Source organism: Nonomuraea dietziae, from assembly GCF_014195505.1.
Taxonomy (GTDB): Bacteria; Actinomycetota; Actinomycetes; order Streptosporangiales; family Streptosporangiaceae; genus Nonomuraea; species Nonomuraea roseola.
On sequence record NZ_JACIBV010000001.1, the window covers coordinates 3913895 to 3938332 of the forward strand.

15 protein-coding genes and 1 pseudogene are annotated in these 24438 nt (G+C 68.4%); 6 read left to right on the forward strand and 10 right to left on the reverse strand.

Annotated features, from left to right (window positions below):
- Positions 1–28: 28 nt before the first annotated feature.
- Positions 29–904, forward strand: a complete 876-nt coding sequence (locus FHR33_RS18605) for an HxlR-like winged helix-turn-helix transcriptional regulator (RefSeq protein ID WP_183649211.1) — start codon at positions 29–31, stop codon at positions 902–904.
- Positions 905–1192: 288 nt separating this feature from the next.
- Here the strand turns inward: FHR33_RS18605 and FHR33_RS18610 are convergent, their stop codons facing one another.
- From FHR33_RS18610 to FHR33_RS18620, 3 genes are all read right to left on the reverse strand, one after another.
- Positions 1193–2140 (reverse strand): hypothetical protein, encoded by a 948-nt coding sequence (locus FHR33_RS18610; RefSeq protein ID WP_183649214.1) that lies wholly within the window; start codon positions 2138–2140, stop codon positions 1193–1195.
- Between the two features lie 512 nt (positions 2141–2652).
- Complete coding sequence (locus FHR33_RS18615; protein WP_183649217.1) at positions 2653–3423, reverse strand: SAM-dependent methyltransferase; 771 nt, start codon at positions 3421–3423, stop codon at positions 2653–2655.
- 254 nt (positions 3424–3677) lie between these two features.
- A complete protein-coding gene (locus FHR33_RS18620) occupies positions 3678–4034 on the reverse strand; it encodes a hypothetical protein (RefSeq protein ID WP_183649220.1) in 357 nt (118 codons plus the stop codon).
- 2075 nt (positions 4035–6109) lie between these two features.
- Between FHR33_RS18620 and FHR33_RS18625 the strand changes: the two genes are divergently transcribed.
- From FHR33_RS18625 to FHR33_RS18645, 5 genes and pseudogenes are all read left to right on the forward strand, one after another.
- Positions 6110–7858 carry an ABC transporter family substrate-binding protein gene (locus FHR33_RS18625; protein ID WP_183649223.1) on the forward strand — a complete coding sequence of 583 codons (1749 nt, stop codon included), beginning with the start codon at positions 6110–6112 and terminating at the stop codon, positions 7856–7858.
- Positions 7859–8017: 159 nt separating this feature from the next.
- A complete protein-coding gene (locus tag FHR33_RS18630; protein ID WP_246452006.1) occupies positions 8018–9565 on the forward strand; it encodes an ABC transporter permease in 1548 nt (515 codons plus the stop codon).
- A gap of 14 nt (positions 9566–9579) precedes the next feature.
- A complete protein-coding gene (locus FHR33_RS18635; protein ID WP_183649229.1) occupies positions 9580–10554 on the forward strand; it encodes an ABC transporter permease in 975 nt (324 codons plus the stop codon).
- Complete coding sequence (locus FHR33_RS18640; protein ID WP_183649231.1) at positions 10554–11627, forward strand: ABC transporter ATP-binding protein; 1074 nt, start codon at positions 10554–10556, stop codon at positions 11625–11627. Before FHR33_RS18635 ends, FHR33_RS18640 begins: the two co-directional genes overlap by 1 nt.
- A pseudogene (locus FHR33_RS18645) lies at positions 11624–12620 on the forward strand (ABC transporter ATP-binding protein). Before FHR33_RS18640 ends, FHR33_RS18645 begins: the two are co-directional and overlap by 4 nt.
- Before the next feature lie 293 nt (positions 12621–12913).
- Here FHR33_RS18645 and FHR33_RS18650 read toward each other — a convergent pair.
- The 7 genes from FHR33_RS18650 to glgX all read right to left on the reverse strand — a co-directional run bounded on the left by FHR33_RS18650 (position 12914) and on the right by glgX (position 24386).
- The gene (locus FHR33_RS18650; protein WP_183649234.1) at positions 12914–14623 is read right to left on the reverse strand and encodes an ABC transporter family substrate-binding protein; all 1710 of its coding nucleotides are present in this window, start codon (positions 14621–14623) and stop codon (positions 12914–12916) included.
- Entirely contained in the window at positions 14620–16650 is a 2031-nt protein-coding gene (locus FHR33_RS18655; RefSeq protein WP_183649237.1) for an ABC transporter ATP-binding protein, read from the reverse strand. Before FHR33_RS18655 ends, FHR33_RS18650 begins: the two co-directional genes overlap by 4 nt.
- Positions 16647–17489 (reverse strand): ABC transporter permease, encoded by an 843-nt coding sequence (locus FHR33_RS18660; RefSeq protein ID WP_183649240.1) that lies wholly within the window; start codon positions 17487–17489, stop codon positions 16647–16649. Before FHR33_RS18660 ends, FHR33_RS18655 begins: the two co-directional genes overlap by 4 nt.
- Positions 17490–17491: 2 nt before the next feature.
- Entirely contained in the window at positions 17492–18469 is a 978-nt protein-coding gene (locus FHR33_RS18665) for an ABC transporter permease (protein WP_183649242.1), read from the reverse strand.
- Positions 18470–18594: 125 nt separating this feature from the next.
- Positions 18595–20313, reverse strand: a complete 1719-nt coding sequence (gene treZ / locus FHR33_RS18670; protein ID WP_183649246.1) for a malto-oligosyltrehalose trehalohydrolase — start codon at positions 20311–20313, stop codon at positions 18595–18597.
- The gene (gene treY / locus FHR33_RS18675) at positions 20303–22363 is read right to left on the reverse strand and encodes a malto-oligosyltrehalose synthase (protein WP_183649249.1); all 2061 of its coding nucleotides are present in this window, start codon (positions 22361–22363) and stop codon (positions 20303–20305) included. Before treY ends, treZ begins: the two co-directional genes overlap by 11 nt.
- A complete protein-coding gene (gene glgX / locus FHR33_RS18680) occupies positions 22356–24386 on the reverse strand; it encodes a glycogen debranching protein GlgX (RefSeq protein ID WP_183649252.1) in 2031 nt (676 codons plus the stop codon). Before glgX ends, treY begins: the two co-directional genes overlap by 8 nt.
- Positions 24387–24438 lie beyond the last annotated feature (52 nt).

Genomic DNA, 24438 nt, shown 5'->3' on the forward strand with positions numbered 1-24438 from the left:
TGGAGACTCACCGAGTATGATGGAGGGCATGGCCAGACAACTGCGCGACCAGGACATCACCTGCTCGATCGCCCAGGCCGCCGCCGTGGTCGGCGACTGGTGGAGCCTGCTGATCGTCCGGGAGGTCGCACGGGGGCACCTGCGCTTCGAGGACCTGCTCACCGAGCTCGGCATCTCCAGGAAGATCCTGACCGAACGGCTCAGGCACCTCGTCGACCACGGCGTGCTGGAGCGCAGGCCGTACCAGTCGGGGCCGGTCAGGAACGACTACGTGCTCAGCGAGGTGGGCGCCGCGCTCGCCCCCGTACTGATCTCGATGCAGGACTGGGCCGACCGCTGGATCGTCGGCGACGGGACGCTCACGGGGGTGTCCCTGCCGAACAGCCCTCCCGCCCGGCGCGTCCACTCGCTCGTGGGCACGGCGATCCCGCACCCGCTGAGACTCCCCACGAGCGGCGGAGGAGAGCTGGAGGTGGTGGATCCCTCCCTGCCGACCGTGCTCTTCGCCTATCCCGCGACGGGGATGCCCACGCCGCTGCCGCCCGGCTGGAACGAGGTGCCGGGAGCGGTGGGCTGCACGCTGGAGAACCGGCTGTTCAGGAACGCGGCTGCGCGGTTCGCGGCGGACGGGATCGCGCTCAGGGGGGTCAGCACGCAACGTCAGGACGAGCAGGCGGCATTCGCGGAGATGGAGGGGATCCCTTTTCCGCTGCTGTCGGATGTGGACCTACGGCTGGCGGCGGCGCTGCGGCTGCCGACGTTCCGGTCGGGACAGACGCTGCGGCTGAAGCGGCTCATCCTGGTGGTGGATCCGGAGCGGGTGGTCCGCCATGTGATCTTTCCCGTGGTGGACATCCCCGCGGCCGTCACAGAGTCCCACGAAGCCGCCCGCACCCTCACCTGACCCAGGGGCACCCATCCCGGCTCGCCCCGCCCGCTGACCACCCGCCCGCGACCACCGCTCCAGCCCCGCCACATCCGCCGGTGGAACTGTCGGCGCCCCCTGGGACGCGAGAGGGCGGACCACCGCAGAATCCAGGTCATGGATGCAGCGTGACGGAGACGTCTTTGGGACGGTTGACGCCCCCTGGGACACCAGAGGGCGGACCGCCGCGCAGAATCCAGGTCATGGATACAGCGTGACGGAGACGCCTTTGGGACGGTTGACGCCCCCCGGTACGGGCAGCCTCGGTCAGGGACCGGGGGCGAGGAGTGCGTCCCTGCGGGCCTGCAGAAGCGCGCACTCGGACGACAGCTCGGCGGTCCGTCTGGAGATCGAGGCGACCGTCTCCTCCACCCACTGGGCCGCCTGCGCCACCGCGTCATGCGTGCCGGTGATCCGGTGGTGCTTCATGACGTCCGTGACGATGTTGTCGAAGAACGTGTCCACGAACCACCGCGTGTCCACCTCAGGCAACCGGGGGTTGGCCATCACCCCGACGTCGGCCAGCTCCCTGGCGAACACGTCCAGCGCCCGCTGCGCCCGCCATGCCGCCTCGTCGGCCTGCTGCAGTCGGTTGCGTTCGATGGAGTCGGCGAGGACGCCGCCCCCGAACATGTCCCACGTCGAAGCCCCGCGCGCGCTGTTCAACCGGTCGAGAACGTGCGCCAGCTCCGCGCCCGCGGCCATCCCCGCCTTCCGCGCCTCCTCGTGTTCGTGGAGATCGGCGGTCAGATCGCCCAACGTCGACGCCAGCTCAGCGAGGTCCCGCCCTCGCGGGTCACCGTCGAGCTCGATGAGGAGCCGTTCCTTCTCCCCCAGCAACCTCGCGTACTCCCCTGGCGCCGCCTCCAGCGCCACCCGCTCCGCGTCGATGCCCTCGAGGTCGCCCTCCAGCGCCGACAGCCTGAGGCGGTGGCCGTGCAAGCGCTGCCGGACGGCCTCGGCCTCGATCCGTTCCTGAGCGAGCCGTTCCTCCTTCGAGCCTGCCAGTTTCGCCAGGAACCCCACGAAACCACTTTCCAGACGGACGACGTCCTGCTCCTCCTCGGCAAGGCGGGGCGTCAGGTCCACGATCGCCTGCCGTACCTGCTGGATCTGGCCGGTGAGCGCGCCCCGCTGGCGGGTCAGGTGCTCGAGATGCCGTACGCGTTCCTTGGCCACCCGCAGCTGGTCATCAATCCCCGCGAAATCCGTCATACCGGCTACGACGTCCGACCCCCCGCCATCGTTCCCGAACGCAGCTGGAGCGCGGTCACAATCCCGCAGGACGCAGCTGAAGGGCGGTCACAATCCCGCAGGACGCAACCGAAGAGCGACCCGAACCCCGCGAGACACAACCCGAAGGTGGCCAGAACCCGCAAGACACAACCGAAAGACGACCCGAACCCCGCGAGACACAACCCGAAGGTGGCCAGAACCCGCGAGACACAACCGAAGGACGACCCGAACCCCGCGAAACACAACCCGAAGGTGGCCAGAACCCGCGAGACACAACCGAAGGACGACCCGAACCCCGCGAAACACAACCCGAAGGTGGCCAGAACCCGCGAGACACAGCGGGCAGGTGGTCAGAACCCCGCGGGACGCGGCCGGAAGGTGGTCAGAACTGCGGGACGCACTTGGACGGCGAGGTCAGGACCGAGAGGCAAGCTTGGGCTCTCGGAACTGGGGCGAAGGGCGGGGCCTTGGCTGCGGGGCTGGGGTGGGGGTCAGGGTTTGCGGGCGACGCCGGCCCAGCCCAGGACGGCGAAGCGCTCCAGCGCTTGGGGAGAGATGAAGTCGCCCGAGTCGAGCAGTTCGAAGTCCCCGAAGAAGCGCTGGATGTCCGCGAGGGTTCGCGGCACTACGCCCGAGCTGGCCCGTGAGTACACCTGACGCATCGTTTCGGTGTCGCCGCTGCGTTCGTCCTTCGACGACAGGTGTGTGATCACCAGGTGGCTGCCGGGCGCCATCAGCTCCCTGAGCCTGGCGACCTCGGCGTACGGATCGTCGAGGAAGTGGAGTACGGCCACGAGCAGCACCGCCACGGGTTCGTCGCCGTTGATGAGGCCGGTTTCGAGGACCCTGGACCAGATCTCGTCGGGTTTGCGGAGGTCGCTTTCGACCATGGCGACGTTGGGCGAGTTGGCCAGCAGAGCGCGTCCGTGGACACAGACGACCGGATCGTTGTCGACGTAGACGGCGCGGGCGTCGGGGTTCACCGAGTGGGCGACCTGGTGGACGTTGTTCTGCGTGGGCAGTCCCGCCCCGATGTCGACGAACTGGCGGATGCCCGCTTCGCCCGCGAGATGGCGGACGGCGTTGCCGAGGAACTCCCGGTTCAGCTGCACGCCTTCGCGCGATTCGGGGAACGCCTTGATGATCTGCTCGGCGGCCTCACGGTCCGCCGCGAAGTTGTCCTTTCCGCCGAGCATGAAGTCGTAGATGCGTGCGACGTTCGGCGTAGAGATGTCGATACCCGCGGGCGGGTTCTCTGTCATCGGGCGATCGCCAATCTGCCGCTCGAAGTTGCCTGGTCTTGTCCAAAAGTGCGCCGAACGGGGATTCCGGGTGCAAAAACGTGACGTGGACGGGGGATGAAGTCCGCGTAGGCGCAGGCGGGCCAGTGGCTGGTTCGCCGCCTCACAGCTTTCCTCCTCGCATCAGGACTTACGTCGCGATAAAGGGATCACCTATCTCGGCGCGGTCAGCGTACCGCACCATAACGTCCCTATAACGCTGGATTCGCGGGGATTCAGGCCGCGAGCCGCCGGACGTTTCCGGAGGCGCTGTCAGGTACGGCAGGCCGTACGGCGGCGGGGCCCGAGGGCGAGCGGTCGGGATCGTCGGGCTCATGAGGAGACACGGCGAAGGGGCGGGGCCGAAGCGGGATGACCACCGCGCCTCCGGCGGGGGTCGAGGGGGCGGGGCTGGTCGTTCTGGTCCAGATGACTCCGGAGGAACGGGTCCAGATGACTCCGGATGAGGGGGTGGCGGGGCTGGACGAGGGCACCACCGGGCTGGAGGCGCAGAGCACGGGGTCATCACCGTGTCGGCCCCGAACGTCCTCACCGTCGGCCGACGCGAGCCGCAGCACGGGCTTGGCGCTCACGCGGGTCCGGGCATCCACCCGGCTGCGATCCCCGGCACGACGAACGCCGCGCGCGCTGCAGGGCGCGCGGTCGGCTCCCCAAGAAACGACGGCAGGTCTACGAGGGACGCCGTCAGCGGCGCGGAAGGCCTCGACGACGACCCAGGAAGCATCGCCAGGCCCCTGGCGGCCGTCGTCGGCGGGGCGGGAGGCGTCGGCGATTCCCCGGAGAGCGGCGGGCCTGCCAGGCACTTCAACACCAGCGCGAAAGACGCCACCGCCAACCCCGACGGCATCACCGAACCTGCAGAGGCCGTCATCAGCGGGGCCGGAGACCTCGACGACCCCCGAGGAAGCGACAGCGCAACCACCGGGGACTTCAACACCAGCGCGAAAGACGCCACCGGCAACCCCGGAGGTGTCACCGGACCTGCAGAGGCCGTCATCAGCGGGGGCCGGAGACCTCGACGACCCCCGAGGAAGCGACAGCGGGTCCACCGGGGACTTCGACACCGGAGCGGGAGACATCACCAGCAGCCCAGAAGGCATCACCGGGCCTGCGGGAGCCGTCATCGGCGGGGCCGGAGACCTCGACGGCTTCCCAGGGAGCGTCGGCGGGTCTGCCAGAGACTGCGGCACCGGAGCGGGAGGCGTGACCGGCAGCCCAGGCGGCGTCGCCGGACCTGCAGGGGCCGCCGTCGGCGACGCAGAAGGCGTCGCTGGCCCCACAGGAACCGACGGCGGGTCCACCGGGGACTTCGACACCGAAGCGGGAGACATCACCAGCAGCCCAGAAGGCATCACCGGGCCTGCGGGAGCCGTCATCGGCGGGGCCGGAGACCTCGACGGCTTCCCAAGGAGCGTCGGCGGGTCTGCCGGGGACTTCGGATCCGGAGGCGTGACCGGCAACCCGAGAGGCGTCGTCGGGCCCGAGGGGTGCGGTGGCGGCGGGGCGGGGGGCGTTTTCGGAGTGGAGGAGGTGGAGGCAGGCTGCGGTGGACGCCGGGCGCGTGGTCGAGGCCGATCGTGTCACCGGAGGGGCGTCCGGAGAGGGGATGCGGTTCCGAGCAGGCACATCGGAAGCGAGGGCGGGTCGCTCCACGAAGGCTGAGCGGAGGGCGGCGGTTGGGCGGGGCCTGGGCATGGCGCGTGGAGCGGCGGTTGACCGTACCGCGGGGGTTGCGCACGACGTGGAGTCCGGCGAAGCGGACGCTGGCGGTTGGGCAGGCGTTGGTCCTGGGGCCGGCTGCGGGTCTGGCGTTGACGGCAGGGCAGGCGTGCGCTGTGACGCCAGCCTTGGCCGTGGGGCGGACTGCCGGGCGGACGCTGACGGAAGGGCACTCGCTGGCCGTGGGGCCGGCTTCGGACCAGGCGTCAGCCGTGAAGCACGCGCTGAACGCGGGGAGGGCTGCGGGACGGACGTCGCCGGAAGGACAAGCATCGGCCGTGGGTCGAGCCTTGAACCTGGCATCGGCCGTGAAGCACGCACTGGCCGTGGGGCGGGCTGCGGGACGGACGTTTGCGGGAGGGCAAGCATTGGCCGTAGGGCGAGCCTCGGGCCAGGCGTCCACGCAGGGGCAGGCGTCGGCTCTGCGAGCGGCCGCACGTCAGGCGTTGGCGGTACTGCCGATGTCGGCCCTGGAGCGGGCGTGGGCCGTGGGCGAGGTTGCGGTGGGGCGGGGGTTCGGGGGGCCGAAGGGGTGGATTTGGCGGGGGTTTGGGAGGTCGGAGGGGTAGGGAGGGCGGGAGTGGGGAAGGGAGTGAGAGGCCGGCTCACGGGATCCTCCAGGGATGCGGGGACCTCAGGATCGGCCAGGGGTGGGTCGGGTGAGCGCGTTGAACGGGATTCTGTGGATGAGTCGGAACGGGCCTGTGGACAGTGGGCGGCCTTGACAGAACATCATCCTGGAGCCCATCACCCTAGGTAACGATTATGTGGTGATTTGCGCCCATTCCGGCCTGCTTTGTTACGGAACATGACGCTCACGGCATCAGGTCTGCAACACTCTGCTGTGACCCCTTACCTCCGCTTGCGAAGTAATGCTTGATTTCTCCGCAAGAGTGGCTTGTTGTTTCAACCCCCAAGGAGTACGTCCGTGTCATCTGCACGCAGGGCCGGAAGGTTCCTGGCAGCGGCGACGGGTGCAGCGATCCTGCTGACGGCCTGCGGCGCTGCCGATAACGCACCCGCCGCCGACCCGTCGACCGCGCCCTCCGCTCCGGCCAGCGGCGCCGCCAACGCCTCGACGATCACCCACACGTTCGAGCAGGAGATCAGCTCGTACAACGCCGAGACGGCGGAAGAGTACTCCTCCAAGAACCACATCGTCCTGAACCGGATCCAGACGGACTTCTGGCACTTCGGTGCCGACGGCTCCGTCCAGCCGGACAAGGACATGGGCAGCTACGAGAAGACCTCTGACGACCCGCTGACGGTGAAGTACACCATCAACCCGAACGCGGTGTGGTCCGACGGCAACGCGATCGCCTGTGACGACGTGATGCTCACCTACGCTGTCGCCTCCGGCAAGTTCCCCGAGTTCAGCTACATCAGCACGGACACGTGGGACAAGATCAAGATGCCGGACTGCGCGATCGGCGACAAGGAGGTGACGCTCAACTACACCAAGTCCTACGGTGACTGGGCGGCCGCCAACCTCATCCAGCTGCCGGCGCACATCGTCGCCCAGCAGGGTGGGCTCAGCGAGCAGGAGATGTTCGACGCCATCAAGGCCGAGGACCACGGCAAGCTCAAGAAGGCCGCCGAGTTCTTCAACAAGGGCTGGATCTTCAACGGCAAGCTCCCGGACAAGGCGCTCATCCCGTCCTCCGGCCAGTACGTGATCGACTCCTACTCCCCCGGCCAGTCCATCACCCTGGCGGCCAACGACAAGTACTGGGGCGAGAAGGCCAAGACCGAGAAGATCGTCATCCGTTTCATCGCCCAGGACCAGCAGGTCCAGGCGCTGCAGAACGGCGAGACGAACATCATCGAGCCGCAGTCGAACCCGGACATCCTGGCGCAGGTCGAGGCGCTGCAGAACGTCACCGTGAAGACCGGTGAGCAGTTCCTGTACGACCACCTGGACTTCAACTTCAACAAGGGCCCGTTCAAGGACGCCAAGCTGCGTCAGGCCTTCGCGGCCTGCACCCCGCGTCAGCAGATCGTGGACAACCTGATCAAGCCGCAGAACCCGAACGCCGCCCCGATGAACGTCCGCAACATCGCGCCGTTCCAGCCGGGCTACGCCGAGGCCGTCAAGTTCGCCGGTGCCGAGAAGTACAACACCGTCGACCTCGAGGGCGCCAAGAAGCTCGTGGCCGACTCGGGCGTCAAGACCCCGATCAAGGTCAACATCGGCTACAACCAGCCGAACCCCCGCCGTACCCAGGTGGTCGAGCTGATCAAGGCCTCCTGCGACCAGGCCGGCTTCGAGGTCACTGACACCGGCAGCGAGAAGTTCTTCGACGACGCCGGTGACCTGGCCAACGGCAACTTCGACATCGCCCTGTTCGGTTGGGCCGGTTCGTCGCTGAACAGCGGCTGGACCTCCACCTACTACACGCCGAAGAAGTGCACCCCCTCGGCCAAGGGCAACAACAAGGGCTGCTACTCCAACAAGGAGTACGACAAGCTCGCCGACCAGATCCTCTCGGAGACCGACCCCTCGAAGGTCGCCCCGCTGATCCAGCAGGTCGAGAAGATCCTCTGGGACGACCTGGCGACGATCCCGCTGTACTCGCAGCCGGCTCTGTCCGCCTGGAGCTCGAACATCCAGAACGTCCAGCCCAACCCGAGCCAGGCCTCCATCACCTGGAACATGCACCAGTGGGCTGCTCAGTAAGCACGGCCAAGCCGCATAACTGACGCGGGGTACGGTCACCAGACCGGCCCCGCGTCAGAGCTGTACAAACCAAGTCGAACTTGTCCGCCCGTCGAAGCCGCGCCCACGAGGCACCGGGGCGGGCCCGGCTTTCCGGCTCGAGCCCGGCCACCCCCCGCCATGGCGTCCGGAAGCCGTCACCTGCAGGAGGTCGGGGAATTGCTTGTATTCATCGCGCGTAGGCTCGCCATATCGAGCCTCACGCTGCTAGCCGCCACTTTCATCATGTTCTTCCTGGTGGCCCTGTCGGGAGACCCGCTCGCCGACCTGCGCGAGAGCTCGCTCCCCGACGCTCCCAGGCTGATGGAGGCGCGCATCGCGGCCATGCACCTTGACGAGCCCATCCCCGTCCGCTATTTCTCCTGGCTGACCGGCATCTTCCAGGGTGACCTCGGGGTCAACAAGGCGGGCACCACGGTCTCCTCGCTGCTCGGCGGCGCCATGGAGTCGACGCTGAAGCTTGTCGTGGTCGCCACGGTGCTGGCCGCCGTGATCGGCATCGCGATCGGCATCGTCTCGGCGCTCCGTCAGTACAGCAGCTTCGACCACGGGATCACCTTCGCAGCCTTCGTCTGCTTCTCGCTACCGGTTTTCTGGGTCGCGACGATGCTGAAGCAGTACGTGGCGATCGAGTTCAACGACTGGCTGAGGGACCCGTACATCCCGCTTCCCATCATCCTGATCATCGCGCTCTGCGCGGGCCTGATCTGGGCGTCGGTCTACAACGGCGACAGGAAGGGCAAGCTGACCGCCTTCGGCATCGGCCTGGTCGTCACCGCGGTGATCCTCTTCGCGCTCTCCGCGAGTCGCTGGTTCGCCGACCCCGGCCTGGGCTTCCCCTTCGTCCTCGTCGTGGGGCTGGCCACGGCCGCAGGCGTCGCCGCGCTGGTCGCGGGCGTCGAGCACCTGCAGCCGATGTACGCGGCGCTGGGCGCGGCGGGCGTCGGAGCGCTGCTCTACTACCCGCTCCAGCCCATGCTGATCGCGCCGAGCGTCCTCACCCTGCTCGGGCTGTTCGTCGTCGCCGGGCTGGTCAGCGCCGCCATCGGCTGGCAGTTCGGCGGGCTGCTGCGCCGCCAGGCGATCCCGCTGGCCGTCTTCAGTGGCCTCTTCGTCGCCGCGATGATCTTCATCGACCGGCTGCTCGAGGCGTGGGACGGCTACGCCAGGGCGCTCAAGGGCCGCCCGGTGGCCACCATCGGCTCCGAGACGCCCAACTTCCTCGGCAACTTCTGGCAGACCACGCTCGACTCCGGCATGCACCTGCTGCTGCCCACCCTGGCGCTGATCCTGGTCGGACTGGCCAGCCACTCCCGCTACAGCCGCGCCAGCATGCTCGAGGTGATGAACCAGGACTACGTCCGTACGGCCCGTGCCAAGGGCCTGCCTGAGCGGACCGTCGTCATCAAGCACGCCTTCCGCAACGGCATGATCCCGATCACCACGATCCTCGCCCTCGACTTCGCCGGCGTCTTCGGCGGCGCGGTCATCACCGAGACGGTCTTCGGCTGGCGGGGTATGGGCAAGATGTTCGAGGTCGGGCTGCGGGAGGTCGACCCCATGCCGGTCATGGGCTTCTTCCTCGTCACCGGCACCTCCATCGTCGTGTGGAACATGCTCGCCGACATCGCCTACGCCTACCTCGACCCGCGGATCAGGCTGTCATGACGGAGAAGACCGAGATGACCATCAAGACGGAGCCGCCCGCGTCGAACGACGCCCAGGGCATGACGATCGTCGCCCGTACCCAGGGCCAGCTCGTCCGGCGCAGGTTCTTCCGCCACCGCGGCGCCCTCGTGGGCATGATCCTGTTCGGGCTGGTCTTCCTGCTGGCCTTCAGCTCCATCGGCTTCGGCCCGATCCCCGGCTGGTGGGACAAGCCGTGGACCGGCTCGGGCACCGTGGTGGACAGGGGCCGCCCGACGCTCAGCGTCATCCCCGAGTTCCTCGGCGGTGCGGGCATGCACCTGGGCGAGCACCCCTTCGGCCAGGACAACATCGGCAAGGACTACTTCGCGATGACCATGCGCGGCGCGCAGGTCTCGATCATCGTGGCGTTGACCATCGGCCTGGTGTCCACCGCCGTCGGCACCGTGCTCGGCGCCCTCGCGGGCTTCTTCCGCGGCAAGATCGAGGCCGTCATCATGCGCTTCACCGACGTGATGATCACCATCCCCGTTCTGGTGATCGCCGCGGTGGTCGGCAGCGCCACCGGCAACCTGGGCCCTTACTTCATGGCCATCATGCTGGGTCTCATCACCTGGACCAGCGTCACCCGCCTGGTCCGCGGCGAGTTCCTCTCCCTGAGGGAGAAGGAGTTCGTCGAGGCCGCCAGGGCCGTCGGCACCTCGTCGATGCGGATCATCTTCAAGCACATCCTGCCGAACACGCTCGGTGTGATCATCGTCTCCGCCACGCTCGCCATCTCCTCCGGCATCCTGCTGGAGACGGCCCTGTCCTTCCTCGGCTTCGGCGTCAAGAGCCCCGACACCTCGCTCGGCCTGCTGATCAGCGACTACAAGAACGCCATGGTCACGCGCCCGTGGCTGTTCTGGTGGCCGGGTCTGTTCATCGTGGCCATCGCGCTGTCTGTCAACTTCATCGGGGACGGCCTGCGCGACGCCTTCGACCCCCGACAGAACAGGGTGCGTGACTGATGACCTCCGTACACATCGCCAAGCGGCTGTCGGAGGCCAAGCGCCCCGGCACCACCGAGGTGCTCAAGGTCGAGAACCTCCAGGTCAGCTTCCCCACCGACGACGGCCTGGTCAAGGCCGTGCGCGGTGTCTCCTACACGGTGCACGAGCGTGAGGTGCTCGGCATCGTCGGCGAGTCCGGCTCGGGCAAGTCGGTCTCCTCGATGGCGGTCATGGGCCTGCTGCCCAAGAGCGCCAGGATCAGCGGCGCCATCTCCTACCGCGGCGACGACATGCTCAAGATGTCCGAGCGCAAGCGGCGGAGCCTGCGGGGCAGGAAGATCGCGATGGTCTTCCAGGACCCGATGACCGCGCTCAACCCGGTCCACACCGTCGGCGACCAACTGGCCGAGGCCGTGCTGGCGCACGAGCTGGTGCCGTACAAGCAGGCGCAGGCGCGCGCCAAGGAGATGCTCGACCTGGTCGGCATCCCGCAGGCGGCGGCCAGGCTGAAGTCCTACCCGCACGAGTTCTCCGGCGGCATGCGGCAGCGCGCGATGATCGCCATGGCGATCATCAACAACCCCGACGTGATCATCGCCGACGAGCCGACCACGGCTCTCGACGTGACCGTGCAGGCGCAGATCCTCGAGAAGCTGCTCGAGGTGAAGGACGCGGTCGACGCGGCCGTCGTGCTCATCACGCACGACCTGGGCGTGATCGCGGGCATGGCGCACAGGGTGCTGGTCATGTACGCGGGCAAGCCGGTCGAGGTCGGTGACGTCGAGCCGGTGTTCAACACGCCGCGGATGCCGTACACCGCTGGTCTGCTCGGCTCCATCCCCTCGCTGGAGACCTCGGGCGGCAGGCTGCGGCCGATCAAGGGCACCCCGCCCTCGCTGATCAACCTGCCCACGGGCTGCCCCTTCTCCCCCCGCTGCCCCATGGCCACCGAGGTGTGCACCACCGAGGAGCCCGTCCTCGAGGAGACGGACGGCGGCGCGCACTACGCGGCCTGCCACCACTGGCCCAAGCTGGCGGAAAGGGCAGATCCGACCGCCATCTTCCGCACGAACAGCGAGATCACGCCATGAGCGAGAAACTGCTCGAGGTCAACGACCTCGTGATGAACTTCCCCGTCAGGGGGACCGGCCTCATGCGCCGCGTCGTCACTCACGTGCAGGCGGTCAGCGGCGTCTCCCTCCACGTGGACAAGGGCGAGACCCTCGGCGTGGTGGGCGAGTCGGGCTGCGGCAAGTCGACGACGGGCCGCGCCATCCTGCAACTCCACAAGCCCACCTCGGGCTCGGTGAAGTTCGACGGCCAGGAGCTCACCTCCCTGCCGAACAAGGAGATGCAGGCCGTCCGGCAGAACATGCAGATCGTCTTCCAGGACCCCTACGCCTCGCTGAACCCCAAGATGCCGGTGAACGACATCATCGCCGAGCCGCTGAAGGTGCACGGACGGTGGGACGGCAAGGCGGGGCCCAAGCGCGTGGCCGAGCTGCTGTCGCTGGTGGGCCTGTCGCCCGAGCACGGCAACCGCTACCCGCACGAGTTCTCCGGCGGTCAGCGGCAGCGCGTCGGCATCGCCAGGGCGCTGGCGCTGGAGCCGAAGCTGCTGATCCTGGACGAGCCGGTCTCGGCGCTGGACGTGTCGGTGCAGGGCCGGCGTGGTGAACCTGCTGGAGGACCTGCAGGACGCGCTGGGCCTGGCGTACGTGTTCATCGCCCACGACCTGTCGGTGGTGCGGCACATCTCCGACAGGGTGGCGGTGATGTACCTCGGGAAGGTCGTGGAGACGGGTCCGCGTGACGACCTGTACGACAGGCCCGCCCACCCCTACACGCAGGCGCTGCTGTCGGCTGCTCCCACGGCCAACCCCGAGGAGGAGCGCCAGCGCGAGCGGATCATCCTGACGGGCGACGTGCCCTCGCCGATGGACCCGCCGAGCGGCTGCAGGTTCAGGACCCGGTGCTGGAAGGCGCAGGAGATCTGCGCCACGGAGGAGCCCGCGCTGGTGGACAGGGGCAACGGCCACCCGGTCGCCTGCCACTTCGCCGAGGTCAACACCAAGGTCGTCTGACCTTCCGGGTTCTCGGGCCCCTGCCGGTTCTCGACCGGCGGGGGCCTTTCCGTTGCCGGGGGGCTGAGGCTCCTTGAGGGACGCCGGAACGTTTCCGTTCGCCTGGGGCCATTCCGTTGCCGAGGGGCTGAGGTTCCTAGGGGGACGCCGGAACGTTCCGTTCGCCTGGGGCCTTTCCGTTGCCCGAGGCCGAGGTTCCGTTCCGGGAACGCGGGAGGCTGGGCGCATTGGAGGAGGGTGGCAGGAAACGGAAAGCCCCCGCCTTCGGGCGGGGGCTTTCGTGGGGCGGGGGGCTACTTGGTGAAGCCGACCGCGCTCCAGTCCTTCGTGGCGAAGCCGAAGGCGCCGTAGTTGGCCAGCGTCTTCTTGGCGGCGAAGATGCTCGGACGCTGGTACAGCGGGATCGTGTGCACCTCGTCCCAGATCAGCTTGTCGGCCTGGTTGCCCAGTTCGATGTACTTGACCGGGTCCATCTCACCGGCCGCCTGCTCGATCAGGGTGTCGAGCTCGGGCGAGCCGATGCGCGGGAAGTTGCTGCCGAAGTTGTCCTTGCTGGTCGGCCGCTTGTAGATCTGCGGCAGGGCGCCGTTGGGGAACGGCGTGCCGAGCCACGAGAACGGCACCAGGTCGAAGTTGCCCGGCGTGATGTAGTCGTCGAAGAACTTGTCGTCGGGGACCGGCTCGATCTTGACCTTGACGCCGACGTCCTTCAGCATCGCCTGGGTCAGCTCGCCCTCCTGCTTGGCCAGCGGGTAGGCCGCGGGGACGATGAAGCGCAGCTCGAGCTCCTTGCCGTCCTTCTTGCGGTACTCACCCTCCAGCTTCCAGCCGGCCGCGTCGAGCAGCTGCTTGGCCTTCTCGGGGTTGTACTTGCCCAGCTCGCCGGAGTTGTCGACGTAGCCCTTGTGGGTGTTCATGTACAGGTGGTTGTTGAGCACCTGTACGGGCCAGTCGAGGTCCTTGAGGTCGGACTGGGTGATGGCCTCGCGGTTGATGCCCAGCAGGACGGCCTGGCGGACCGACTTGTCGGTCAGGTTCGGGGCCGAGCCGTTGACCGTGATGTGGCGCCAGTTGGGCGCGGCGGCCTTGCGGATGTCGACGCCCGGGACGGCCTTGGCGCGCTGGAGGTCGGCGGCGCTGGGGACGATCTCCAGCGCGTCGAGCTCGCCGTTGGCGAAGGCGTTGACCGTGGCGTCCGAGTCGAGCGCGCGGAAGATCACCTTGTCGAGCTTGGCCTTCTGGCCCCACCAGTTGTCGTCACGGACGAGCGTGATGGTCTTGGCGGTCTGGTCCATCTTCTCGAGCTTGAACGGGCCCGCCGTCACAGGGAACTTGTCGATCCAGCCCTTGTTGAACTCGGTGGCGTCGGAGCTCGTGGAGGCGGGGATGAGGGGGGAGAACATGCCCTGCCAGTCCGGGTAATGCCGGGAGAAGGTCACGATGACGTCGTGGTCGGTCGCGCCCTTCTCCACCGACTCCACGCGGTCGTAGCCGTCGGTGGAGGAGACCTGGAACTTGTCGTCCGAGCCGTTGAGCGCCTTCCACTGCCCGACGTAGTCCTTGTAGGTGATCGGCGTGCCGTCGGACCACTTGGCCTTGTCGTTGAGCTTGTAGGTGACGACCTGCTTGTCGCCCTTCAGCTCCATCTTCCACTCGGTGACGAAGTCCGGGTTGTTGGCCAGCTCGGCCTTGTCACTGGCCTTGTAGATGGAGGGCATGGTGGCGTCGTAGACGTCGGCGACGTCCGCGTGCGTGCCGTTCACCTGGCTGTAGTTCCACTGCTGGTGCCACTGGGACAGCGCGAGGGTGATGGTGCCGCCGTCCTTGACCTGGTCGTAGGCGACCGGGTTGATCGCGCTGCCGGGCAGCGCGGCGGCCTGCTCCTGGGCGGCCTTGGCGCCCTCGGCCGTACCGGCGGCGGGCTTGTCGGACCCGCCACCGCAGGCGGCAAGGGCGAGAGCCAGCAGGGCCGCTCCAGCGGCGGCCTTGTAGCCAACCTTCACGAGTTCCTCACTTCGGGATAGTGGCAGGCGGCGCCATGGTCGTCGGCGTGCGCCAGCCGTACAACGGGGGGTTCTTCGGCCACGCACCTGGCGCGCTCGGGCTCGGGGAGCAGGGCGCGCTTGGGGCAGCGGGTATGGAAGCGGCAGCCCGAGGGGGGCTGCGCCGGGCTGGGCAGGTCGCCTTCGAGGATGATCCTGCGGCGTGAACGCTCCAGCTCGGGGTCGGGAAGCGGGATCGCCGACATCAGCGCCCTGGTGTAGGGGTGGGCGGGCGTGCCGTACACCTCGGCCACGGTGCCGATCTCCACGATCTTGCCGAGGTACATCACGGCGACGCGGTCGGCCAGGTGGCGGACCACGGACAGGTCGTGGGCCACGAACAGGTAGGACAGGCCGAGCCTGGCCTTCAGGTCCTCCAGCAGGTTGATGACGCCCGCCTGGATCGACACGTCGAGCGCCGAGACGGGCTCGTCGAGGACGATCAGCTTGGGCTCCAGCGCCAGCGCGCGGGCGATGCCGATGCGCTGGCGCTGTCCTCCCGAGAAGTGCTGCGGGTAGCGCTCGGCGTAGGAGGGGTCGAGGCCGACGAGCTCGAGCAGTTCGGCGACGCGGCCCTGGACGTCCTTGTGCCCGTGGGCGCGCAGCGGCTCGGCGAGGATGTCGCCGACAGGCATGCGCGGGTCGAGCGCGGCCATCGGGTCCTGGAAGACGATCTGAAGGTCGCGGCGCAGCTCCTTGCGCTCCCGCTTGGTCAGCTCGCCGCTGTCCTTGCCGAACACCACGACCCTGCCGCCCTGGGCGGCCTCCAGCTGCATGATCTGCTGCAGCGTGGTGGTCTTGCCGCAGCCGGACTCGCCGACGAGCGCGAGCGTCTCGCCCCTGGCGATGTCGAAGCTGATGCCGTCCACGGCGTGCACGGTGCCGACGCGGCGCTTGAACACCGCGCCCTTCATCAGCGGGTAGTGCCTGACGAGGTTGTCGAGCTCGAGGACCGTCTCACGACGCCTCGCGTCGCGGGGCGGCTCGGCGACGGGCTCGGGGGCGGGGAAGACGTCGACGCCCCTGAGCCTCTTCACGTCGATCTCGTGCGAGCGGATGCAGGCCACCCCGCGCTCGCCCACCTGGACGAGCTCGGGCTCGGCGTCGTCGCAGGCGTCCACCTTCAGCGGGCAGCGCGGCGCGAAGGGGCAGCCGGGCGGCAGCGCCGCAGGCGAGGGCGGGGCGCCCTCGATCGGCACCAGGCGCTGGTTCTCCTGGTCGAGCCGCGGGATCGAGGCCAGCAGCCCCATGGTGTACGGCATGCGGGGCTCGTAGTAGATCTCCTCGACCGTGCCCTGCTCGACCGGCTTACCGGCGTACATCACCAGCACCCTGTCGGCCAGCCCCGCCACCACGCCGAGGTCGTGGGTGATCATGACGATGCCCGCGCCGGTCTCCTTCTGCGCGGTCTTGAGCACTTCGAGCACCTGCGCCTGGATGGTGACGTCGAGCGCGGTGGTGGGCTCGTCGCAGATCAGCACGTCGGGGTCGTTGGCGATGGCCATCGCGATCATAGCGCGCTGCCGCATGCCGCCGGAGAACTCGTGCGGAAAGGCCTTGGCGCGCACTTCGGGGTGCGGGATCCCGACCAGTTCCAGCAGTTCGACCGCCTGCCTGGCGGCCTGCTCCTTGGAGACCTTCTGGTGGACGCGGACCGCCTCGGCGATCTGGTCGCCGATCGTGTAGACGGGCGTGAACGCCGACAGCGGGTCCTGGAAGATCATGCTGATCGACTTGCCGCGCCGCTTGAGGATCTCCTGCTCGCGCATGCCGAGCAGTTCGTGGCCGTGCAGCTTGACCGACCCTGTGACCTGGGCGCCGGCGGGCAGCAGGCCCATGACGGCCAGCGAGGTCACCGACTTGCCCGAGCCTGACTCGCCGACGATGCCGAGGACCTCGCCCCTGCCGACCTGGTAGGACACCCCCCTGACGGCCTTGACGCCGCCGCGGAAGGTCACCGTGAGGTCGTTCACCTCGAGGATCGTCATGAGGTGCTCCCCGGGTCGAGGGCGTCGCGCAGTCCGTCGCCGATGAGGTTGATGAACAGGACCAGCAGGACCAGCAGTCCGGCGGGGAAGAGGAACAGCCACGGGTAGCTGATCGCCGTGCTGCCGCCTCCCGCCGAGATCAGCGTGCCGAGCGACACGTCCGGCGGTCTGACGCCGAACCCGAAGTACGACAGCGCGGTCTCGCCGATGATCGCGCCGCTCACGTTCATGGTGGCGTCGATGATCAGCAGGGAGGACAGGTTCGGGACCACGTGCCTGAAGATGATCTTCCAGTCCGGGATGCCCATGTAGCGCGCGGCGAGCACGTACTCCCGCTCGCGCAGGGAGAGCGTCATGCTCCTGACCACACGCGAGGTGATCATCCAGGAGAAGGAGGCCAGCAGCACGACGAACATCAGCCAGCTGCCGCTCTCCAGCCGTGGCGAGATGACCGCGATGATCAGGAAGCTCGGCAGCACGAGAAGCAGGTCGGTGCCCCACATGAGGATCTTGTCGAGCTTGCCGCCGAAGTAGCCCGCGAAGGCGCCGACGAGCGCGGCCAGACCGGTGGAGATGAGCGCGACCAGGAAGCCGATGAGGATCGACTTCTGCATGCCGCGCAGCGTCACCGCGAACATGTCCTGGCCGATCTGGGTGGTGCCCCACCAGTGGTCGGCGCCGGGGGGCGACCGGAAGGCGGTGAAGTCCTTCTGCTCCCAGGTGTACTGGCCGAACAGGGGGCCGAGGTAGGCCAGCGCCAGCAGCGCGAGCACCCCGATCAGACCGATGACGACCTGCGGCTTGGCCATCACCCTGCGCAGGACGACCTTGGAACGCATGTCTAGCTCACCCGCACTCTCGGGTCGAGGGCCGCGACGAGCAGGTCGGACAGAACCCCCGCCACCAGGACGCACACGGCGGCGAACAGGGCGACCGCCGCGACGGCGTTGGTGTCGTTGTGCTGGATCGACTCCACCAGCCACTCACCCATGCCGTGCCAGCCGAAGATCTTCTCGGTGAAGGTGGCGCCCGTCAGCATCGTGCCGAAGGCGAAGGCGAAGTAGGTGGCCGAGGGGATGAGCGCGGTGCGCAGCGCGTGCTTGACCAGCGCCGTCCTGCGGCTGAGGCCCTTGGCCTGCGCGGTGCGGACGAAGTCCTGACCCAGCACGTCGAGCATCATGTTGCGCTGGATGCGGCTGTAGAAGGCGATCTGCCCGAGACAGAGCGAGATCGTCGGAAGGATCAGGTGGTTGAGCCTGTTCAGCAGTTGGTCGACGCCGCTGAGCGCCGGGTTGTACTCACCGGTGTACTCGATCAGCGTGTGCCCGACGGCGCCGTTGAGGCCGGTCGCGCCGATGGTCAGCAGCGTCGCCAGGACGAAGACCGGCACCGCCATGACGACGAACGAGGCCACGCCGATCGCTCTGTCGCTGATGCGGTACTGCCTGATCGCGGCGAAGGCGCCCACCGCGACCCCGAGCGTGGAGCCCAGCAGGGTGCCGATCAGCAGCAGGCGCAGGCTCACCCCCACCCGCTGGCCCATCTGCTGGTTGACCGAGCCGCCGTCCCAGGTCTTGCCGAAGTCGCCCTGGACGACCCCCGACACCCAGGTGCCGTACCGCTCCAGCAGGGGGGTCTTGTCGTTGAGGTTGTACTCGCTCAGCGTGCTGTCGACGACCCCGACGGGGATGGGCGGCTGGCGGCCTGTGTAGTTGGCGCGAGGGTTGAGACTGCTGGCGGCCAGCAGGTACGCGAGACTCGCGGCGATGGCCACCAGGATGACGCTCGACAGCAGCCTGCGCAGCAGGTACGTGCCCATTGCCCTCCGTTCGGACGAACGGGGGCCAGGCAGCCTGAAGGAAGGGTCGCCCCCGCGACGAGATAGCCGTGACCGTCCCTTGGCAGGGGCTTGACGGCACGTCGCAGGTTATAGGGCTGTCCGTATTACGGATTTATCTCGGACCGGTAGATCGCGAGGGTCTGACCGGGCAGTCGCACCCAGTCCCTACCTGCGGTAACACCGTCATCAGAGGCCAGCAGAACGGCCCCCAACGGAACGGTCAACGTCACAGAATCCGGACAAAAATTTACCATCACGGTAAGTGACGACCGATGTACCATCAGCCATCTCGACGTCTCGTCGAACTCGACCCGCACCCGGTCGAGACGGGGATCGGTGAGCTCGGGCATGGCCTTGCGCAGCGCGATCAGATCGCGGTACCAGCACAGCAGCGACCAGTGCTCCTCGTCCTTGAGCTCGCTCCATTCGAGCTTGGCGCGCAGGAAGGTGTCCTCGGCCGAGGGGTCGGGCGCGATCCAGTCGTAGCCGAAGCCCTCGAACTCGCGGGCCCTGCGCTCGGCCTCCCCCTCGCGCAGCGCCGGCTCGACGTGGTCGGTGAAGAACGGGAACGGCGTGCGCGCGCCCCACTCCTCGCCCATGAACAGCATGGGCGTGAACGGCGAGGTCAGCAGGAGCCCCGCGCCCAGCTTCAGCGCGGTCAGCGGCAGTCTGTCGCCCGCGGGCCTGTTGCCGACCTGGTCGTGGTTCTGCAGGCAGCACACCAGGCGGTAGCCGGGAACGCCGCGGGCGGGGGCCCCGTGCGAGCGCCCGCGGAAGCTGGAGTAGCCTCCGTCGTGGACGAAGCCGTGGGTCAGCGCCTTGGCCAGCGCCTCCATCGAGGCGAAGTCGGCGTAGTAGCCGTGCCGCTCCCCCGACACGGCCGTGTGGAGCGCGTGGTGCACGTCGTCGTTCCACTGCGCGGTCATGCCGAGGCCCCCCGCCTCCAGCGGGGTGATCATGCGGGGGTCGTTGAGGTCCGACTCGGCGATCAGCGTCAGCGGGCGGCCCACCGAGCAGGCCAGCGCGTCCACCTCGGCTGCCAGCTCGGCCAGCAGGTGGACGGCGCGGCGGTCGTGCAGGGCGTGGACGGCGTCGAGCCGCAGCCCGTCGATGTGGTAGTCGCGCAGCCACTGCACGGCGTTGTCGATGAAATAGCGCCTGACCTCGTCGGAGTCGGGCCCGTCGAGGTTCACCGCCTCGCCCCAGAAGCTGCCCGCGTAGCCCGCGAAGTACGGGCCGAAGGGGTGCAGGAAGTTACCCGAAGGGCCGAGGTGGTTGTAGACGACGTCGAGGATGACGCCCAGGCCCGCCCTGTGGCAGCCGTCGACCAGCTCCTTGAGCCCGTCAGGCCCGCCGTAGGTCTCGTTGACCGCGTAGAGGTCGACGCCGTCGTAGCCCCAGTTGCGCCCGCCGGGCACCGGCGCGACCGGCATGAGCTCCACGAAGTCGACGCCGAGCTCCACCAGGTGGTCGAGCCTGTCCAGCGCAGCGGTGAAGGTGCCCTCCGCCGTGAAAGCGCCCACGTGCAGCTCGTAGATGATCGAGCCGCGCAGGTCGCGCCCCTTCCACTCGTGGTCGCTCCAGGTGAAGCGGGCGTGGTCGTAGACGCGGCTGGGCCCGAAGATGCCCTCGGGCTGCCTGCGGGAGCGGGGGTCGGGATACGGGCCCTCCCCGTCGACGAAGTAGCGGTAGTCGGTGCCGTGCCCGGCCTCGGGCGCTTCGACCGACCACCAGCCGTTGTCCCTGCGTCGCAGTGGCCGCCGGCTGTCCGGCAGCGAGAGCTCGATGGAGGTCGCTCGGGGCGCCCAGACCTCAAAGATCATGTCTCTCCAGGAGTGCGACGGGGTGGCGGCTGAGCAGGTGTGCCAGGGGGGTGCGGCCGCTGTACAGGCCTCCGGTGAGCAGGTCGCGCCAGCTGCCGTGCGGCAGGGTGAGCGAGGTGGCGCCCCAGCCGCCGCGGGCCGCCAGCCGTACGGGCAGGCGGGTCGCCACGGCGACCGCGCGCCCCCTGCCGAAGGCGATCGCGTGCTCGGCGGCCTCCCCCTCGGCGGCCATCGGCTCGTACGGCGCGTCGGGTCCCAGCCTGCGCCTGAGCCTGAGCGCCTGGGTCGTGACCTGGAGCTTGGCCTCGTCCCACGCCGAGTTCGGGGCGCAGGGGAAGGAGACGGGCCGCCGGTTGTCGGGGTCGACCAGCGAGAAGTCCGTCCGCTCGTTGCCCTGGTAGACGTCGGGCACGCCCGGCATCATGAGCTGGACCAGCTTCTGACCGAGCGAGTTGACGACGGCGTGGCGGTCGACGAGGGCGGTGAAGTCGCCGATCGGCAGCTCGACGGCCTTGGCGGCGAAGGCGCGCAGGCCCTCCTCGTAGGCGTGGTCCTGGGCGATCCACGAGGTGGCCGTCTTGGCCTCGCGCGCGGCCTTGAGCAGGTAGTCGGTGAAGCGCTCGGCGGAGATCGGCCACGCGGCCATGAGCGTCTGCCAGGCCAGGTAGTCGAGGTGCGGGTCGAAGGACACCTGCTGCGACCAGCCGCGCACCGCCTCGGCCCACTCGCCGGGCAGCTCCGACAGCACCTGGAGGCGGGCGCGCACGTCCTCCGAGCGCTTGGTGTCGTGGGTGGACAGCGTGGTCATCGTGAAGGGCCGCATCCCGGCGCAGAAGTCGTGGAAGTCCTCCACGGACACGCCGAAGCGGTCGGGCTCGCCGCCCACCTCGTTCAGGCAGGCCAGGGGGTACCAGCGGTAGAGCGCGGTGTCCTCCACGCCCTTGGCCATCACCGGGCCGCAGGTCTGCTGGAAGCGGACGACCGCCTCGGGCGAGCCGGAAAGGACGGCCCGCGCGGTCTCGGGGTTCGGCGCGGCCGACTCCACGATCCGGCGCGCCACGGGATCCACCGGCTCGCCCGGCGTGACGTAGGCCCGGTAGACCGGCATCTCCACCAGCAGGTCGACGAGGTCCTGGACGGAGGCGCCCGCGACGCGGGCCAGGCGCTCGACCTCGGAGCGGAAGAACAGGTCGATGACGTCGCGCTTGGACCTGGCCATCACGGCGTGGTAGTCGGCGTCCTGCCCCGTCATCGTGGTGAACAGCTCCACCAGCGGCTGCCTGCCCTCCGGGTCGACGAACAGCCCGTTGACCCTGTTGAGCACGTCGTAACCGGTGGTGCCGTCGCAGGCCCAGTCGTCAGGCAGCCGCTCGTCGCCGATGAGGATCTTCTCCACCACCGTCCAGACGCCGCCGCTCCTGTCCCTGAGCATGTCGAGGTAGCGGCGGGGGTCGGCCAGGCCGTCGGGATGGTCGATCCGCAACCCCTCGACCAGGCCCTCGTCCAGCAGCCAGAAGATGACCTCGTGCGTGGCGAAGAACACCGCCGGGTCCTCCACCCGCAGCCCGATCAGCGACGAGACGTCGAAGAAGCGCCGGTAGCCGGGGCCCTCCCGCCAGTCGACCACGGTGTAGTGCTCCGACTGCGGCAGGTCGTCGGCGAAGCGGTGGACGATCACCTTGCCCTCGCGCCACTCGATGTCGAACCAGTCCGCGTACGGCGAGGCCGCGCCCTGCTCGAGCACGGACAGGAACTGCGCGTTGGCGGTGTTCATGTGGTTGGGCACGATGTCCACCACGACGGCCAGATCGTGCGCGGCCAACACCCCTGCCATCTCGCGGAAGCCCTGGGCGCCGCCGAACTCCTGCCTGATCCTGGAGTGGTCGACGACGTCGTAGCCGTGCAGCGAGCCGGGCACCGCCTGCAGCACGGGCGAGAGGTAGACGTGGCTGACACCGAGGTCGCGAAGGTAGGGGGCGATCTTCGCCACCTCGGCGAAGCCGAAGTCGGGCGTCAGCTGGACCCGGTAGGTCGAGACGGGCCTAGACACCGCGCAACACCCGCATCGAGCGTCCCGGCACCTGCAGGTCGTCCCCCGCTCTCAGGATCCTGCTGTCCAACATGATCGGCATCGCGGTGTCGATCTCGGTCAGCCACATCTCGCCGTAGTCCTTCGGGATCGTGAACTCGATGATGTCGTGGTGGGCGTTGAGCAGCACGAGAAAGGAGTCATCGACGATGGGCCTGCCCCTTCTGTCTGGTTCGGTGATCGCCTTCCCGTTGAGGAAGATCGTCAGCGACCTGGCGTAGCCGACGTTCCAGTCGGCGTCGGTCATCACCTCTCCCGACGGGGTCAGCCAGGCCATGTCGTAGGAGAAGCGCCTGCGCCTGAACACCGGGTGCTCGCGGCGCAGCTTGGCCAGGCGCTGGGTGAACTCCAGCAGCAGCCAGTTGTGCCGCACGTCCGACCAGTCGACCCAGGTGACCTCGTTGTCCTGGCAGTACCCGTTGTTGTTGCCCTTCTGGGTACGGCCGATCTCGTCGCCGTGGGAGAGCATCGGCACGCCCTGCGACAGGAAGAGCGTGGTCAGGAAGTTGCGCTTCTGCTGCTCGCGCAGCGCCTCGGTGCCGGCGTCCCATGAGCGGTTGTCGTCGGTGCCGTCCCTGTTGTCCTCGCCGTTGGCCTCGTTGTGCTTCTCGTTGTAGGAGACCAGGTCGTGCAGGGTGAAACCGTCGTGGCAGGTGACGAAGTTGATGGAGGCGGCGGGGCGGCGGCTGTCGTTCTGGTAGAGGTCGCCCGAGCCGGTGAAGCGCGAGCCGAACTCGGGCAGCGTGGCGGGCTGGCCCCGCCACAGGTCCCTGATCGTGTCGCGGTACTTGCCGTTCCACTCGGTCCACCTGGCGGGGAAGTTGCCCACCTGGTAGCCGCCGGGGCCGACGTCCCAGGGCTCGGCGATCAGCTTGACCTGCGAGAGCACGGGGTCCTGCTGCACGAGGTCGAAGAAGGCCGAAAGCCGGTCCACGGCGTGCAGCTCGCGGGCGAGCGTGGCGGCCAGGTCGAAGCGGAAGCCGTCCACGTGCATCTCGGTGACCCAGTAGCGCAGTGAGTCCATGATCATCTGCAGGACCTGGGGCGAGCGCATGAACAGGCTGTTGCCGGTGCCTGTGGTGTCCATGTAATAGCGCGGGTCGCCGTCCACCAGGCGGTAGTAGGTGGCGTTGTCGATGCCCTTGAACCCGAGCGTCGGGCCCATGTGGTTGCCCTCGGCCGTGTGGTTGTAGACCACGTCGAGGATGACCTCGATGTTCGCCTCGTGCAGGCTCTTGACCATGGCCTTGAACTCCAGCACCTGGCCGCCGCGCTGCCCCTGGCTGGAGTAGCGGTTGTGCGGGGCGAAGAAGCCGCTGGTGTTGTAGCCCCAGTAGTTGCTCAGCCCCCGCTCCTCCAGGTGCTGGTCGGTGACGAACTGGTGGACCGGCATCAGCTCCAGCGCGGTCACGCCGAGCTTGGTGAGGTGGTCGATGATCTCGGGGTGGCCGAGCGCCGCGTAGGTGCCGCGGATCCGCTCGGGGATCTTCGGGTGCGCCATCGTCAGCCCGCGCACGTGCGCCTCGTAGATCACCGTCTCGTGGTACGGCGTGGCGGGCGGCCTGTCGTGGCCCCATCCGAAGAACGGGTTGATGACGATGGAGCGCTGGACGAAGGGGGCGGTGTCCTTCGGCTTCGGGCGGTCACGGTCGTACAGGGACTTGTCCCACGTGATGGCGCCCTCGATCGCCTTGGCGTACGGGTCGAGCAGAAGCTTGGCGGGGTTGCAGCGCTGTCCCCTGGCCGGGTCGAAGGGGCCGTGGACGCGGTAGCCGTACCGCTGGCCTGGGCCGACGCGCGGCAGGTAGCCGTGCCAGACGAACCCCTCCACCTCGGTGAGCGGAACCCTGGTCTCGACCTGGTCGTCATCGAACAGACAGAGCTCGACCTTGTGTGCGACCTCGCTGAAGAGCGCGAAATTCGTGCCCGCGCCGTCGTAGGTCGCCCCAAGAGGGTAGGGGTCTCCCGGCCAGACTTCGATCATCTAGGCTCCCTTGCGCTCTGGCCCCATGTTCACCCAGGAGGCAGCGGCTGCC

Bases quoted from the DNA above. Each gene is read 5' to 3' on its own strand.
- FHR33_RS18660 (WP_183649240.1), bottom strand. From the start codon at position 17,489: ATGCGTTCCAAGGTCGTCCTGCGCAGGGTGATGGCCAAGCCGCAGGTC.
- FHR33_RS18640 (WP_183649231.1), top strand. From the start codon at position 10,554: ATGACCTCCGTACACATCGCCAAGCGGCTGTCGGAGGCCAAGCGCCCC.
- glgX (WP_183649252.1), bottom strand. From the start codon at position 24,386: ATGATCGAAGTCTGGCCGGGAGACCCCTACCCTCTTGGGGCGACCTAC.
- FHR33_RS18655 (WP_183649237.1), bottom strand. From the start codon at position 16,650: ATGACGATCCTCGAGGTGAACGACCTCACGGTGACCTTCCGCGGCGGC.
- FHR33_RS18635 (WP_183649229.1), top strand. From the start codon at position 9,580: ATGACCATCAAGACGGAGCCGCCCGCGTCGAACGACGCCCAGGGCATG.
- treZ (WP_183649246.1), bottom strand. From the start codon at position 20,313: ATGATCTTTGAGGTCTGGGCGCCCCGAGCGACCTCCATCGAGCTCTCG.
- FHR33_RS18605 (WP_183649211.1), top strand. From the start codon at position 29: ATGGCCAGACAACTGCGCGACCAGGACATCACCTGCTCGATCGCCCAG.
- FHR33_RS18630 (WP_246452006.1), top strand. From the start codon at position 8,018: ATGGCGTCCGGAAGCCGTCACCTGCAGGAGGTCGGGGAATTGCTTGTA.
- FHR33_RS18610 (WP_183649214.1), bottom strand. From the start codon at position 2,140: ATGACGGATTTCGCGGGGATTGATGACCAGCTGCGGGTGGCCAAGGAA.
- FHR33_RS18665 (WP_183649242.1), bottom strand. From the start codon at position 18,469: ATGGGCACGTACCTGCTGCGCAGGCTGCTGTCGAGCGTCATCCTGGTG.
- FHR33_RS18615 (WP_183649217.1), bottom strand. From the start codon at position 3,423: ATGACAGAGAACCCGCCCGCGGGTATCGACATCTCTACGCCGAACGTC.